Genomic DNA, 15,779 nt, shown 5'->3' with positions numbered 1-15,779 from the left:
GGTTCACCGATGCATTCACATTCGCTACGACGTTGGTATTGGCTCCATCGGTGGACCAGTCTTGTCTGCACGATCTTTCTTCTTGTCTCCTGCCTCACCGGCTTGCCACTGATCTTTGGCGACGAGATTCAACAGTTTTCTGAACCTGCAAAGCAGGAAGCGGCAGTGGAGATTCCTCCTCTGCCGCTGCAGCATTTTGTAGAGCTCGCTCTGGCTGATCATCCCGGCAGCCGTCCTCTCTTCGTGACGATCGAAGATGATTCGCCCAAGGTGAACGTTGCGCTGATGCTGCCGCCGAAGGCGAAGGCAAAGCTTCCACGCGTTATTGAAACCTTCAACGCGCGCACGGGAGCCCCGCTCTCCTCTGCCCCACAGGGTAGCTCTTTCGTAGACAAGATATTGGAGCTGCATCGCAGTCTTTTTGCGGGCGTTCCTGGCGAATTGTTCATGGGAGCGATGGCTCTGCTGTTCGTGCTCGCGCTGCTCAGCGGCTTTGTCATCTACGGCCCCTTCATGCGTCGCCTGCCCTTTGCGACCGTGCGCCCAGCACCACGCCGAACACACTGGCTAGACCTGCATAATCTGCTCGGTGCAGCCGCGATGTGCTGGATGCTGGTGGTTGGGGTGACGGGTGCGATGAACGCCGTCTCCACGCCGCTGTTTGCGCTCTGGCGAACGCACTCCATGGCAACGCTGCTGGCGCCCTATAAGGGCCATCCGCCTGCAGCGCACCTCATCACTCCTGACGAAGCGGCGAACAGCGCACGCCACGCACTGCCGCAGATGAAGGTGACGGGCATCGTCTACCCTGATCCGCGGATCAGCACGCCGTGGCACTTCCTCATCTATACCAAGGGCCGCACGCCAATCACCTCGCGCATTTTCACGCCCGTGTTGGTGGATGCAACGAGTGGCACCGTTACTTCCTCCGCTCGCTTCCCCTGGTACATCCACACGCTTGAGGTCTCCCGCCCACTGCACTTCGGCGACTATGGTGGCTTGCCGTTGAAGATCCTATGGGCTGCGTTTGATCTTGCCGCGATCGCGGTGTTGATTAGCGGTATCGTGCTCTGGATCAAGAAGGGCAAGGCTGAAGAGGCGAGCCGCGTTCCTGCGAGGGCGACGCACATGAAGCCGCAGCCTTATGCCATGGTGTATCGCTGGCCTGCCGTGCTGGCGTTGCTATCGTTCGCCGGGCTGTTGTCTGCGCTGCTAGGGGATGGCGTTTGGAACGTCTTATCGTGGCTGCTGCTGTTGCTGCCGCTCGCCGTGATGGCCAGAGGATGGGCGAAGGGCCGCGCTTAGGCGGATGCGCCGCTCGATACTTTCGAACACATGGATTTCCCTCACGCTTACGTTCTGGCGTGGGGCGAAACGTTTGCTTGATTTTCGAAGGAGGGAGTGGTGGCCAGAGACGGGATCGAACCGCCGACGCCGGCCTTTTCAGGGCCGCGCTCTACCACTGAGCTATCTGGCCTTGGCATAACAACTTGAAGCGACGAGCTCTGCCAAGAGCGCTCGTTACCTTGCGTTTCCTTCTTTCGCCTGCCTGTAAGGGGAGGGAACCGGTCGCGGCGCAGTATGCGCACCAACCGTTGGATGACGACGAAACTTAGTATAGCCGACAGAGGCCGGATCGCCAAATCGGCTGTGCGGGCAGGCGCAGGAAGCAGTATTCTGACTAGCAATCTCAATGTAACGGTGTGAAGGCGAGGCGTACTCTCAATGGCTCGAATGCAGTGGAGTGTAGTTCCGGTTTGTGTGGCCGCGATGGCGGTGAGTTGTGTTGCGTCTACAGCGCAGAAGCTGACCGCAGGCGAAGTTCGCGCGGCTCATGCCGTAGATGTGGCGAAGAAGCAGGGCGAACCGGAGCTCTATGCACTGTTGAAGACCATGCCCAAGGGCGCGGACCTGCACATGCATCTCTCCGGTGCCGTGTATGCGGAGACGTTCATCGCAGAGGCCGTGAAGCAGGGGCTCTGCGTGGCGGCGGTGAGCGCGGGAACTCCAGCTGTGCCGGTTGGGCAGGGTGCGGTGAAGCTTGTGTCGGCTGAGGGCAAGGGATGCCCGAAGGATGCTGTGCCTGCCAGCGAGGCGATGAAGAATCAGGAGCTTTACGACGCGATGGTCGACAGCTTCTCCATGCGGGCGTTTGTGCCCACGCAGGGCATCAATGGCCACGATCAGTTCTTCGCCACGTTTGCGCGCTTTGGCGCTGACCGCGATGCAGGCGACTGGCTGGACGAAGTCGCCACGCGTGCGGCGACGCAGAACGAGCAGTACCTCGAGATCATGCAGACGCCGCCGTTCGGTCACGCGATCTCGATCGCGAAAACGATTGGCTGGCCGGAGCCGAAGTTCCCCGGCGAGATGCCCGACTTTGCCAAGCTGCGCGATGCGCTGCTAGCGGGCGGCTTGCGCGATGAGGTGGCGGTCGACAGCAAGGCCTTTGCGGACGCGAAGACCGCGCAGCGGAGGATGGAAGACTGCGACGCGCAGGCCCACGCCAACCCGGCGTGCAAGGTGAAGATCCACTGGCTTTACCAGGTGCTGCGCGGCTTTGCTCCGCAGCAGGTGTTTGCACAGACGCTGCTGGGCTTTGAGGTTGCGATCGCGGATCCGGATGTGGTCGGCATCAACTTTGTGATGGCCGAGGATGGCCGCGTCTCCATGCAGGACTACCACCTGCAGATGAAGATGTTGGAGTACCTGCACTCGGTGTACCCGAAGGTGCACATCACGCTTCATGCTGGTGAGATTGCTCCCGGGCTGGTGCCTCCGGCGGGGCTGACCTTTCACATCCGCGAGGCTGTGGAACTGGGTCATGCGGAGCGCATCGGACATGGTGTCGACGTGCTGTATGAAGACCGTCCCGAGGAGTTGCTGAAGGAGATGGCAGCGAAGCATATCTCGCTGGAACTGAACCTGACGTCAAACGACGTGATCCTGGGTGTGAAGGGTTCGGACCACCCACTGGCGGCGTACCGCGCGGCGCATGTTCCGTACTCGATCTGCACGGACGACGAGGGGGTAAGCCGGATCGATCTGACGCATGAGTACGTGCGCGCGGTGATGGAGCAGCACCTGGAGTATGCGGACCTGAAGCAGTCTGCGAGAACGTCACTGGAGCACAGCTTTATGCCGGGCAAGAGCCTGTGGACGGCAGAGGACAGGTACACGCAGCGCGTGGGCGCGTGCTCGGCTACCATTACGGAGAAGTCTGAGCCGAGCGCTGGCTGCGCAAGCTTTCTGAACGCGAATGAAAAGGCTGCGGCGCAGTGGGAGCTGGAGCACCGGCTGGCGATCTTTGAAGGCCACGCGGGAAGTGTTTCGCACTAGACTGCATGTACTGACGTAGACGAGGCAAGCGAAGGAGCCAACTGTGTTCAAGAAGATTGTTTCTGTGTTTCTGCAGATGCTGCTGTTTCTGGTGGTGTTTGGTGTTGGCTCTTTCCTGCCCGCGGTTGGCGCACTGCCGATGTGGCGGACAGAGGTGGGCACGACGCGCTACTTCGTCTTCGACGGCCTGGTGCTGATGCTCGTTTTGTATGTGCTGATCGCAGCGATTGAAGCTGCCCGCAAACGCTTCAGGGCTCTGGGGCTGACGACGCTGGCGATGGCTCTGGCCCTGGCGCTCGGGCTGGCGATGAAGTTCGGCTTTGTCACCAAATCCGGCGGCTTCTAGCGGTGTATACTCGAAGAGTCGAGAACGCGGTGGGCGCTTTCCGACGGTCTTTGGTTTGCAGGTTGCTGCAACTGATGGGCGCATAACTCAGCGGTAGAGTGCCACCTTCACACGGTGGAAGTCGTAGGTTCGAATCCTGCTGTGCCCACCATATAAACCCTTTAGTATTAATAAATACTAGCTGACTCTAGCCGAGTCGTGCCTGCTGTACGACAAATAATACGGCATATCGCACTGCTGTGACGTTTCAATCAATGCCCGTTGGCGATGTGTGACGGCCCGGCTGGGCATGGAAAATCCTGCTATGATTGCTTCCCATTCTTCCAGACCACGATTCCCGCCACTCCTTCCTTCGCCGTTTGTTCTTCGAGAGGCTGCAAGGGCACAAGCAACCGCTTTATCGAGCTATAGAGCATCAAGCTAAATGGCAAGACTTTCTTTAGGGTCAAACAGAAGCGGCCTCGATCTTGAGTGATCGAGGCCGCTTTGGGTTTTCTTTACCGGGTTGATTAGGCCAGGCTGGTTTTTGCGGTTGCGAATGCGTAGTCAAGCCACTGCAGGAGATCGTTGATGTCGCTGGTCTCCACGGTGGCTCCGCCCCAGACGCGAAGACCCAGAGGAGCGTCGCGGTAGGAGGCGATATCGAATGCCGCGCCTTCTTTTTCGAGCAGCCCCGTCAATGACTTTACGAAGGCCGCCTGCTGCTTGGTGTCTAGCTTCACGAACTCAGGATCGACAATTTTGAGGCAGATCGAGGTGCAGGAAGTTGTCTCTGGCTGCGAGGCAAGGAAGGCTGCCCAGGTGCTCTTCTCCAACCACGTCGAAATTGCTGAGAGGTTGGCTTCTGCGCGTGCGATCAGCTTCGGGAGGCCGCCGATGGATTTTGCCCAGCGTAGTCCGTCGAGTGCATCCTCTACTGCGAGCATCGATGGCGTGTTGATCGTTTCGCCGCTGAAGATTCCTTCGATCAGCTCGGCACCCTTGGCCAGGCGGAAGATCTTCGGGAGCGGGCGCGAGGGCTTGTAGGTCTTCAGGCGTTCGGCAGCGCGTGGGCTTAGAACGATCATGCCGTGGGCGCCTTCACCGCCGAGCACCTTCTGCCAGGACCAGGTCGTGACATCCAGCAGCTGCCACGGAAGATCCATCGCAAAGGCGGCAGAGGTCGCGTCACAGAAGGTGAGGCCTTCGCGCGAGGCAGAGATCCAATCGCCGTTCGGTACGCGCACGCCTGAGGTGGTTCCGTTCCACGTGAAGACGACGTCGCGGTTCGTGTCGACCTGCGCGAGGTTTGGGAGCTCTCCGTACTCTGCTTCGTAGACGTTGAGGTCTGTCAGCTTGAGTTGCTTGGTGATGTCTGTCACCCACTCTTTGCCAAAGCTTTCCCATGCCAGCACGTCGACTCCGCGCTCTCCGAGCATCGACCACATAGCCATTTCGATGGCGCCTGTGTCTGATCCGGGAACGATGCCGATGCGGTAGTCCTCGGGGATGCCGAGGATCTCGCGCGAAAGAGTGATGACCTCTTCCAGCTTCATCTTTCCGGGCTTCGAGCGATGCGAGCGGCCAACAAGTGCGTCATCCAAAGCAGAGAGAGACCAGCCTGGTCGCTTTGCACACGGGCCAGAAGAGAAGTTCGGGCTGGAGGGGAGTTTTGCGGGCCGTACGTTTTGCTCGTTCACTGCGAATCCTTCTGTGCGTTGTCTATTCCACGAAATGTAGCGGTTGCTTAAGAATAACCTTTGGCTCTCCGCCGGTTCTTTGTGCGAGTCGCAGAGGCGTAGCTCTACTTACCTGTTGGACGCAGAACGACAGGCTGCGGACTCTCAGAGGCCGTGGCCTACCAGAACGCTTTATCGACAACTTCGGGAGGGCCGAAGCGGTCCTGAATGATCTGGGTGCGAAAGACGATCTCGAGGTTCTTGCCGGACCATCCCGGCGGGGCCATTTTCTCAATTACCTTCTGCAACTCCGGGTCGGTTAGCAGACGCACGGCTGCGGTTGTGCCGTTCTGTCCAAGCCCGGCCACGATCAACACGGGATGGCCTGTCATTGTGTCGCTCAGTCTGGCCACGATGCCGTAATCCTGCTGCAGGTGCGTGTACGGCTGCGAGAAATCGACGAACCAAGAATGTTCGGCTGGCTTGTCGCGCCGCAGAATGTCGTAGGTCCAGGAGTCACCACGTTGCGCTACCGAGAACGGAAGCGGCTGCAGGAGGCGAAGACTCCACGGATTATCTGCTGCTCCGATCAGCACCGTAGGGCCAAGCTGCAGGTCGGAGTAGGTTGCGTCTGAGGAAAGCTTGAGGGTGAAGGGCTTGCCCGCCTGTCCCAGCTTGCCGCTTAGCTTCGACAGCGCGAGGCTGTCGTTGAAGTCAACCAGATGGCTATCTGTAATATGCGCGAGGATCGAGGTGTCTGGGTTTTCGGCGGGACGCGGAAGGATGTTCGCCTGGGAGAGGTCCGGGACGACGAGAAGAGCGGGATTGGGGTCCTGCAGGATCGCCGACCAGAAAATGCCGGATTCAGCCTGCGAACTCCGTGTTTTCGTCCAGAACCAGGTGGCGAGTGCGGCGACCAGCAACAGTCCTGCTACATATGCCAGGGGCGCTCGCTTTGTTGCAGGTGTTTGGGGAGCGGAACTGGACAGAACTGTCGGCTGTGGCGTTTCGCTGATCAGCAACGCTTGAGCGGCGACCGGTTCGGGGAGTGGAGCCAGCGGAGCTTCTGCTATCTGTTGCCCCACAAAGGTCGGGACGTAGGACCCGGCGCGGATCTCAATGTGAAGCTGCTGCACATGCTCGGCCTGCTGGTAATACTGTGCCAGCCGTTTGCGTACTTCGGCGGCAGTCAAGCGTACGGTGGGATCGAGATTGGTGTCGTACGTCGGTTGGCGGCCGAAAACCTCGACGCCAATTGTCCGTTCCTTGAGGTCGTCTTCCGCTCCGGCGAGCGTTTTTTCTACGACGTAGCGCAGGAACGCCGGGTAGCGTTTGCTCTGGTTGAAGAGCGGGCTGGCGAGCAGCAGTTCAAGCTGCGCGAGCACCGCTACATTACTTGCCGGGCTCTTCCAATCGTCGCTGCTCGTGCTCGCTATCGCCATTTTGTCCTGTTTCAGTGTATCAAGTGGCTTGTTACGTATAACGTAAGTCTTTTTATTGCAGTGTTTATGTTTTAGTACGCCATCACTACCGTATCCATCCTTCCCAAACAACCCTGCAGGTTCGCGACTATGGGCGAGTTTGATGAAAGCGGTTTTCGAGTCCTAGACCGCCACAAACGAGGAAGGAAGAATCATGAAGAATTCGAATTTGCTTGGCTGGGGTCTGCCGCTTGCTTTCGCCGCGACGCTCGTGCCGAGCCTCTCGGCCCAGACGCATGCGTGGGACAACAAGTCCCTCACCCCGGATCAGCGCGCTCACCTCGTCCTGAAAGAGATGACGCTGGATGAAAAGATCGGCCTCGTTCACGGCTACGGTATGCCCGGTGAAGAAGGTGTCCCGGCAAGCTCGAACGGCGGCGCAGGTCAGACGCTTGGTGTGCCGCGTCTCGGCATCCCGGCGATCCAGATGGCGGACGCAGCATATGGCGTGACCCGCAGTGCGGCGAACGGACGCTACTCCACGGCGCTGCCCAGCGTTCTGGGAGCAACGAGCTCTTGGGAGCCGCACTCGGCGTATGAGTACGGTGCGCTGATTGCGACCGAACTTCGCCTGCAGGGCTACAACATGACCCTCGGCGGCGGCGTGAACCTGACCCGAGAGCCGCGTGACGGTCGCACCTTCGAGTACGCCGGCGAAGACCCATTGCTCGCTGGGACGATGGACGGCAACCTGATGCTGGGTGAGCGCGAGCAGCATGTCATTAGCGACATCAAGCACTATGCGATCAATGACCAGGAAAACGGCCGCTTCGCCGTCAATGCCATCATCGACAAGCGCAGCATGCGCGAGAGCGATCTGCTAGCGTTTGAGATTGCGCTCGGCATCGCCAAGCCTTCTGCCGTGATGTGCTCTTACAACCTTGTCAATGGCGACCACGCCTGCGAGAACGACTATCTGCTGAAGGATGTCCTCAAGGGCGACTTCCACTTCGACGGCTTCGTGCTTTCGGACTGGGGCGGCACGCACAGCGCGGTGAAGGCCTCGCACGCAGGCCTCGATATGGAGCAGCCGAACGACTTTTTCTACGGCGCACCGCTGAAGAAGGCCGTTGAAGATCACGAAGTTTCGATGGCCGAACTCGATGACCACGTCGTACGCATTCTGCGCGCAGAGTTCTCCAGTGGCATCATCGATCACCCAGCTGAGAAGGGCGTCGTCGACGTCGATCATGGCTACAAGGTGGCGCAGGCTCTGGAAGAGAAGAGCATCGTGCTGCTAAAGAACGAGGGCAACCTCCTGCCGCTGAACCCCGTACAGCCTCTTAAGATCGCTATCATCGGCGGTCATGCGGATGTCGGCGTGGTTGGTGGTGGCGGCTCCGCACAGGTAGATCCTGCAGGCGGCACGCCGGTTCCTCCTCCTCCTCCGGGCAACGGCGTGTTTGACTCGTTCATCCGTCCGGCCTGGTTCCGCGATGCTCCTCTGGCGGCGATTCGTGCTGAGTTCCCCAATGCGAGCGTCACCTTCAACAGCGGTAGCGATGTGAACGCAGCTGCCAAGCTCGCTCATAACTCCGACGTTGCGATTGTCTTCGGCTACCAGTGGTCGGCAGAAGGCTTTGACCAGAAGACGCTGCACCTCAGCCCCGATCAGGAGAAGCTGATCAACGCCGTGAGCGCGGCGAACACGAAGACCGTCGTAGTTGTTGAATCCGGCGGACCGATCGTTATGCCCTGGGCTCCGAAGGTCAGCGGCATTGTCGAGGCCTGGTTCCCCGGCATTCGTGGAGCCGAGGCTCTTGCCCGCGTGCTTTCTGGTGCAGTGAACCCGACAGCAAAGCTGCCTGTTACGTTCCCCATTGCAGAGGCGGATCTGCCCCGTCCCGAACTCGTTCCGACGCCGAAGGCTTCGGAGCCGACGATCAAGAAGGGCGAGTCGCTCACCGATCTCATGCGTGATCTCGGCAACGGCCTGCCCACCTTCAACGTTCACTACGACGAGAAGCTGAAGGTTGGCTACAAGTGGTATGACGCAGAACACAAGGACGTTCGCTTCCCGTTCGGATTTGGTCTCTCGTACACCACCTATGCTTACTCGAAGCTCTCCGTTGAGCCCACGGCTGAAGGCCTGACCGTTCACTTCACGGTTCGCAACACAGGCAAGCGCGCTGGTGAGGAGATCGCACAGGTCTATGCTGAGCTTCCTTCCGCAGCTGGTGAGCCGCCACATCGTCTGGTGGGTTGGTCGAAGCTGGCTCTTGCCCCGGGCGAAAGCAAGGAAGCCACGGTCACGGTCAGCCGCAAGATGCTGTCGCTCTTCGATGTCGCGAAGAACGACTGGCAGCTTACGCCTGGTTCCTATCGTGTGCTGGTTGGTGCTTCTTCACGCGACCTTACCCTCAACAACGCTGTGTCGTTGAAGTAGTCGAAGCGGATGCTCCAAGGCGAAGGCCTTGTGGCATCCGGCTTCTCCCCGTGTTTGTAAAGAAAGAGAAAACTTATGTACCTCCACGAAACTCAACAACGCATCCTTGCTCATGGCAAGAAGGCCGGAGCAGGAGTGGCTCTGCTGCTGGCTCTTGCCTCAACGGCTGTAGCGCAGCAGAGCAGCACGGACTCTTCGTCGTCCATCGGTCCGCAGGCCCAGGCGGTAAAGGCCGCCGAGCCGAAGCCCTATGACTACGAGCACCCCGGTGGCCGCGACATCGAAGATCTCAACTTCCGTGGCACGTACCTCAAGCTGCCGCCGTTCTCCGAGATGCTCTTTGGCCTGAAAAACCCTGTTCGCCAGGCACTGGCACGCAAGGGCATCGGCCTCTTCGATATCGACGATAACGAATTCACCTACAACACCACTTCTCCTCCTGTGCCCCTCGCGCAGCAGACCTTCACCGGTCAGCGCCCCACATGGAAGAGTTCGCATTATCCTGTGCTGACATGGGATCTGCGTCAGCTCGGCATTCGCGGTGGACAGCTTGAGATCATGGGCACGATTCAGAAGATCAGTTGGAACGCTGGCGGCCCGAACGATATTGGCTTCGGCAACATCAGCTACTACCAGAGCCTCTTCCACAACAAACTCGAGCTGAAGGGCGGCTACATCGACAACGACTTCGAGTTTGTTGGTACGGCTATTGGTGGACAGGCTTCATCGGGCTCGCTCGGTGTGTTTGCTTCGCTGCCGTTTGAAGTGGGTATGTCGTACCTGCCGATGACGACGCCCGCCTTTAACGTGAACTATCACTGGACCAAGAAGCTTTACACCAAGTACAGCTTCCAGCGTTCGATGGACCCGAAGGGTGGCGTAGAGCAGGCTCGACGCGACACCATCGGTCTGCGCTTCAAGCCCAAGGGAGATGGTCTGCTGACGATCTACGAGGGTGGCTATCAGCAGGCTTCTGACAAGGACCACAATCAGATGTGGCTGCGTGGCGGCTATATGTACAACACCACTCACTTCACGAACCTGAAGACGGGTGGCCAGACGACGAACAACTACCTCGGCTACCTGCTCGCGGATCGTCAGCTCTGGAAGTCGGACAAGGCCGCTCCGTACCGCGGTATCTACGGCGGTTTCTCCGCGATGTATGCGCCGGCTGTTCAGAACTCCTACACGCAGTACTACGAAGCGCGCGTTTACATGATCAGCCCGTTTGCACGGCGCCCCATGGACATGGCGAGCATCGTCTCCTCGCACACTACCTACAGCCCTTATGCGAAGTATCAGGCGGCTGCGGCTGGTGAGAAGTACTGGAACAGCGCCACAAGTCTGACGGCAAGCTACACCGCTCGTATGGCTCGCGGTTTTTATCTGTCCCCGGGTATCAGCTACACCAACGGCCCGGAGATCGCTCCCAAGGCGAAGAGCTCTCTGAACCTGTTGATTCAGGCTGGAATCTTCTTCTAAAACGCTGCTCTACGCTGTAACAAAAACACGCTGTATGCCTGGCTGGAATCGCAGGCATACAGCGTGTTTTGTTTGTTGGGGTAATGATTATTTTGAGGCAGGGGAGAACGCACGAATGGAGTCTCCTTGCGCGGAGAAGTCCTTGGCCACAGGGTCGTTCGGCATCGCCTTCAGACCGGCAACGACGGCTTGAGCGTTGAGGATTGCACCCGCCGCTGTGGTGTGCGTGTGTTCGTCTCCGAAGAGCGGCTCGACGGCTGCGGACCCCAGAGCGTCATACTTCTCCGCGATGATCTCGTTGAGGTCGAGGAATGGAACGTGCTCGCGCTCTGCGATCGTGCGAGTCCAGCCGCGATAGGTGTCGGTGGTGCGTTGCACCTTGCCATCAACCCAGATTTTGCGCGGAATCATGGAGCAAAGAACAGGCGTTGCCCCACGAGCTTTAATCTCGCGCACATACTGCGTGAGATACCAACCGAAGGTATGCACGGTTTCATGGCGCTTCATCACGGGGTTCTCAATCTCGCGTGTCTCGTCCCCTACGCCCGGCATGGAGCCGCGTGCACGGGCAGCATCGTCGAGCGGACCACTATCGTTATGCCCGAACTGGATCAGCACAACATCTCCAGTGCGGATGTAGGGCAGGGTCGACGCCCAGTGGCCTTCGGTGATGTAGGTGCGAGAGCTGCGGCCAGCCGATCGCGCGATTCACTACGTTGATTTTGGAGAGGTCGAAGTACTGGGCAAGCTCATCGCCCCATCCCATCTGGTTGTTGGCTCCATCGCCTTTGCCGTTGCGCACGGTAGAGTCGCCGACAAGGATGAGATTTTGCAAGTTTGGATCAGCCGGCGTTGGCAGCTCGATATGCGCATGGTTGGCTGGGTCGGTCGTTGCGCTGGGAGCCTTGGACGAAGGCAACTGCTTCGTATAAGGCGGCAACTGCTGTGCCAGACGCGGAGGCGCATGGTGACCCAGCGACATGCGCTTGAGCTCTGCGGTTGCAAGCAGATAGCCACCAACGCCGTAGGTGAAAGACGCGGACGGTGGATAGAACGCAGGCTCTGCGCCTGTCTGTTGAATGCCGCCGAAGCGGCCATCCGCATAAACATGGTGCAGCAAGCCTGCCCACACCTTGTCGATAACAGGGCGATACGTCTTCGCGTCGAGCACGCCCTCATTCACACCCCACGCCAGTCCGTATAGATACAGCGCCGAGCCAGACGTTTCGTCGAGCGGGAAGTGCTCGGGGTCAAGAAGGCTTGCGTGCAGTAGATGCGTCTTCGGATCGAGATGCCTGGTGACTGCGGCGGCAAGGTCGCGCAGATTCTGTTCATAGAAAGCACGCCGGGGATCGTCCTTCGGTAGGTACTCGAGCGTGCGCGCCAGGCCGCCCATTACCCAGCCTTCGCCGCGCGACCAGAAAATCTTCTTCCCGTTCAGGCTGCGTTGCGATTTGAACGTTTCATCGCGCGCGTAGAGGTGCTCGTCTGCGTCCCACAGCACGGCATAGGTGTTGGCCCATTGTTTGTCGAGATAGTCGATGTACTTGTGGTCGCCCGTAACGGCATACATCCGCGCCCACACAGGCGGCGCCATGAAGAGGGCATCGCACCACCACCATGGGATGCGAGGATCGCCCGCACGAACCGTCGGCAGATTGATGACATTGTCGAGGTCTGCTCGGGTCGGTGCAACCATCGTCTGATTGAGGTCCGGTGACCATGCTCTATCGTGTGCTGCCTGCAGCATGTAGAGCTCGAGATACGTCTGTGCGATGGATTGCGTGTCCGCGTTGGGCGTGCGCCCGGCAAGCTCATAGTGAAAGTGTTCGCTCATGTGCTGCATGGCCTCGCGGTACTTCGGGTCGCCGGTAGATTCGGAAGCCGCAATGAAGCCGGAGTAAAGAACACTCCACGTCCAGATGTGTTCGAAGTACGGCTCGGAGACGCGCAATTGCCAGTCCGCAACCTTGCGCGTTGCCGCATCGATGGCCGCGGGGGTGAGTGCCGGAGACAGATCACTGGCAAGCGGTCCGGGGTCGACAGGAGCATCGCCAAAGTGGCGCGATGTGTCTTTGTCGATACCAGCCTGCATCGGCGCAGTAGGCTGAGGCCATTTGCTTTGCTGGGCGACTCCGATGCTGGAGGCGAGAGCAAACGCGCTGAAAAGCAGAGCGGAACGGGCAGAAGTTTTGGGCACGATCAATCCTCGTACTTGTGTGGAGCTTTTTGTGGGTATGCGCTGCAAGCGTCGCCGCGAAATGGACAGTCCGATGCGCGGCAACACCTCATGGTGCCTCGTTGACGAGCGTGATGGTTCCGAAGATGCCCGACGGGAGCGGTTGAACCTTGTCGAGATCTTGCATCTGAAAGCGATTCCCGTAGCGTTCGGTGAGCGGTTTGTAATCGTGTGGCGGTAGCGCGGACCATGCGTTGAGTGCCGTATTGAAGACGTGCAACTCGATAGTGTTCGTTCCTGTTTGCAGCAGCGGAGCGATATCAAGTTGATACGGTGGGTGCCACAATGCTCCAGCAGGCTTCCCATTCACAATGAGCAGCGCGGCCTCCCGAACGGGCGGGTCAAAGTGCGCGCTCATGCCAGGCCCCGTACGCGTAATGAGCGGATTCGGCAAACCATTCGCACCAAGAGCAGGCGCCTCGCGTTTGCTGTTGGTTGATGCGTCCAGCAAAGGTCTGCCACCATCAATCGCGAAAAGAATACGGCCGCGGGGCACGTCTGCAAGCTGCAATGTGTGGCTGTAAACCGCTTCGCCCGAGAAGTGTTCCGTGGCTGGGGATGCCGCCCAATCAGATAGATCGGCGTTTTCGCGCGTGATCTTCGCGCCGACGAAGCGGATGTTCCAATCATGCGTGAGGTCGGCCAGTACGTGAGCCGAGGAGAACGCGTTGTTGTGGGCGCTCTTCGCTTCCGTGAAGACGAAAAGAGTGGACGCGTACGGTGCCAGATGAAGCTCCTGCTGCTCACGAGGCACGGCCGCAGCAACTGTCGTATCCGGGTTCCACTGCTCTGCGTACGGATGTCTGGAGGCCAGCGTGATGCTCGTGTCTACGGGTGTATTTCCGGTGTTCACCACGTAATAAATGTCTGCGCCCGGCAGTTCGCGGCGGATGAAGCCGAGAGTCTCGGCCGTCTTCGCATCGTCGCTATGAAGAACCAGGTCGGGAGTCAGAAGGGCATGAAGCGCCGCAGGAACGTCAGCGATATTGGCCACATGCGGAAAGCCTGTGAGGATGCTTTGCTCCTGTGCGCTTAACGCCTCACCCTCTGCATTCAGTGCGGGCTGATGGCCGATTGTAAGAGCATGGCCACCACCCGCGACGAAGCTTGCAATCTGCTTCAGCGTTGTGATGGGAATGCGCTCAGTTGGTGGGATAAGAAGCAGGGGATAGCGCACGCCAAGGCGATCAATCGTGTCCGCGTCGACGAAGTCGTCGTTGTACCCCGCAGCCAGAATCGCCGACTGAAGCTCAGCAGGAATCAGGTGTTGCATTGCACCGGTAACGGTGACCTTGCCTGGCTTGAAGCTTGCCCAGGCGTCATCCGTAGGCAGCAGCAGCGCCACCTGGTTGGCTGGTTTCCCCAGTCGAAGCAGGGCCGAAAGCCGCGTGATGTACTCGGTAACGGCAGGCATCACGGGATGCCATGGATTGTGATCGTTGAACGCGCCAGCTGCATAGAGCGACCACCCTGGCTCACCCGCGCCTGGCGCGGAGTACGGCCAGCCGTGAAAGATAAGCTGGTTCTCTCCCATCAGGAAGTCGATATCGGCTTCCGCCTTCATGTCGAGCGGGGTCGCGCGAAACACCGGTGAATGCAGCCAGGTATACGTTTCGCCAGAGGTGACCGTATTGCCAAAGAGATGGTTCGCGCTGCTGGCCCAGCGCAACGTCGAGAACGCTCGCCACTGCGGCCCTTCTCCTTCGGGCAGCGCCACCAAACGTTGGCTCGCAAGGGAAACGGCAGGCTCACCATAGGTCTGGGAGCGGAAGCGCGTGCCGTGTGCGCGTGCCCAATCATTGATTTGCGTGAGGTAGTTCTCGTCAACCAATTCTGTAAGCGTGCGCCCCCAGTCATGCCTCACGCACTCGGCCGCAGCAGTGCCCCCTGCGTAGAGTTCTGGCAGATGCGCGAGCAGGTCGTAGCCTCGACGCTTGCGGAACTCTTCGGGTAGCGTCGGTGTCCAGTCCGCGCCGTAGGCCTCGAGCGAATCCGAAAAAATGGCATAGGGTGGTGTGCTGCCAAAGGCGCTCAGCAGTGGTGTGCCTACGTTCTTCAAGTGCGACGCGACAGCCTGTTTGCTGAACGGATCAAGCACATATCCTTCGGCTCCCACAGAAGCTCGCTTCACCTTTTGATGGGTATGAGAAGAGAGGAAGAAGAGCACAACCCGCGATGTCTTTGCAGGCATAAGCTTCGAAGGCATGCGGAGAGCATCCGAGGCTGACCAGCGCTTCGGCTCGCCTGGTGCGAGAAACGTTGCAATGACTTTCTCGCCCTCTTCAAGCTTCGGGGCAGGCACCGTGGTGGCATCGGCTGCTAGAGGAAGCTCTAGAAGCCGCAAGCGCCCTGCTGCTTCGGCAAGCGTCGTCTTCGGTCCGCCGTAAGGCCAACCGCTGCACAAGGTGATGTCGATGCGTAAACCAAGTCGTCGGCCTTCGACCTGTGCGTAGCGAATCGCATTGAGGTGCTCGGGCGACAGGAAGGCTGTGTTGTGGATGCCTCGTGGCGGATCGTCAAGCGACTCCGGGTAGACGAACGCAAGCTCCGCGCCGCCGATTCCATCGGCCTTCATCTGCTCCAGCTCGCGAAGAATCTCGGGGTGCGTAACCGCAGGGCCAAACCACCACCAGCGCACCATCGGCCGCGCTTCTGCTGGGGGATGCAGGAAGACTGCGCGCGGGCTGATCGCAGGCTGCTGTGCTTCGGCCTTTGTTGAGGCAACGAGCAGCGGAACGCAGGAAAGGGCAGCGAGACAAGCCGAGTATGGGAGGTGGCGAAGTTTCATGAGATCGGTATGCGGCGTACGCAGCGAAGAGTAGTAATCCCGGCTAACAAATGTCAACAG

The 15,779-nt window shown here is 59.3% G+C and carries 10 protein-coding genes and 2 tRNA genes; 6 read left to right on the top strand and 6 right to left on the bottom strand.

Annotated elements, in window-relative coordinates; translation table 11 throughout:
* Positions 1 to 9 precede the first annotated feature (9 nt).
* Positions 10 to 1,305 (top strand): PepSY-associated TM helix domain-containing protein, encoded by a 1,296-nt coding sequence (locus tag PW792_14530; GenBank protein ID MDE1163136.1) that lies wholly within the window; start codon positions 10 to 12, stop codon positions 1,303 to 1,305.
* Between the two features lie 97 nt (positions 1,306 to 1,402).
* Here PW792_14530 and PW792_14525 read toward each other — a convergent pair.
* Positions 1,403 to 1,477 (bottom strand) — tRNA-Phe (locus PW792_14525).
* Between the two features lie 248 nt (positions 1,478 to 1,725).
* Here PW792_14525 and PW792_14520 point away from each other — a divergent pair.
* The 3 genes from PW792_14520 to PW792_14510 all read left to right on the top strand — a co-directional run bounded on the left by PW792_14520 (position 1,726) and on the right by PW792_14510 (position 3,836).
* The gene (locus PW792_14520; protein ID MDE1163135.1) at positions 1,726 to 3,339 is read left to right on the top strand and encodes an adenosine deaminase; all 1,614 of its coding nucleotides are present in this window, start codon (positions 1,726 to 1,728) and stop codon (positions 3,337 to 3,339) included.
* A gap of 43 nt (positions 3,340 to 3,382) precedes the next feature.
* Positions 3,383 to 3,685, top strand: a complete 303-nt coding sequence (locus PW792_14515) for a hypothetical protein (protein ID MDE1163134.1) — start codon at positions 3,383 to 3,385, stop codon at positions 3,683 to 3,685.
* A 76-nt stretch (positions 3,686 to 3,761) separates the two neighbouring features.
* Positions 3,762 to 3,836: transfer RNA gene (locus PW792_14510), tRNA-Val, on the top strand.
* 358 nt (positions 3,837 to 4,194) lie between these two features.
* Here PW792_14510 and PW792_14505 read toward each other — a convergent pair.
* Complete coding sequence (locus PW792_14505; protein MDE1163133.1) at positions 4,195 to 5,364, bottom strand: phosphoserine transaminase; 1,170 nt, start codon at positions 5,362 to 5,364, stop codon at positions 4,195 to 4,197.
* Positions 5,365 to 5,522: 158 nt separating this feature from the next.
* A complete protein-coding gene (locus PW792_14500; protein MDE1163132.1) occupies positions 5,523 to 6,785 on the bottom strand; it encodes a hypothetical protein in 1,263 nt (420 codons plus the stop codon).
* Positions 6,786 to 6,978: 193 nt separating this feature from the next.
* Here PW792_14500 and PW792_14495 point away from each other — a divergent pair, with 193 nt between their 5' ends.
* Positions 6,979 to 9,210, top strand: coding sequence for a glycoside hydrolase family 3 C-terminal domain-containing protein (locus PW792_14495; protein ID MDE1163131.1), 2,232 nt, complete (start codon positions 6,979 to 6,981; stop codon positions 9,208 to 9,210).
* 75 nt (positions 9,211 to 9,285) lie between these two features.
* Positions 9,286 to 10,692 (top strand): carbohydrate porin, encoded by a 1,407-nt coding sequence (locus PW792_14490; GenBank protein ID MDE1163130.1) that lies wholly within the window; start codon positions 9,286 to 9,288, stop codon positions 10,690 to 10,692.
* An 87-nt stretch (positions 10,693 to 10,779) separates the two neighbouring features.
* Here the strand turns inward: PW792_14490 and PW792_14485 are convergent, their stop codons facing one another.
* From PW792_14485 to PW792_14475, 3 genes are all read right to left on the bottom strand, one after another.
* Positions 10,780 to 11,328 carry a GDSL-type esterase/lipase family protein gene (locus PW792_14485; GenBank protein ID MDE1163129.1) on the bottom strand — a complete coding sequence of 183 codons (549 nt, stop codon included), beginning with the start codon at positions 11,326 to 11,328 and terminating at the stop codon, positions 10,780 to 10,782.
* Positions 11,288 to 12,892 (bottom strand): glycoside hydrolase family 88 protein, encoded by a 1,605-nt coding sequence (locus PW792_14480; GenBank protein ID MDE1163128.1) that lies wholly within the window; start codon positions 12,890 to 12,892, stop codon positions 11,288 to 11,290. Before PW792_14480 ends, PW792_14485 begins: the two co-directional genes overlap by 41 nt.
* 88 nt (positions 12,893 to 12,980) lie before the next feature.
* Complete coding sequence (locus PW792_14475) at positions 12,981 to 15,776, bottom strand: glycosyl hydrolase (GenBank protein MDE1163127.1); 2,796 nt, start codon at positions 15,774 to 15,776, stop codon at positions 12,981 to 12,983.
* Between the last annotated feature and the right edge of the window lie 3 nt (positions 15,777 to 15,779).

Source organism: Acidobacteriaceae bacterium, from assembly GCA_028283655.1.
Lineage (GTDB): Bacteria > Acidobacteriota > Terriglobia > Terriglobales > Acidobacteriaceae > Granulicella.
This window is presented reverse-complemented; position numbering and strand designations above follow the sequence as displayed.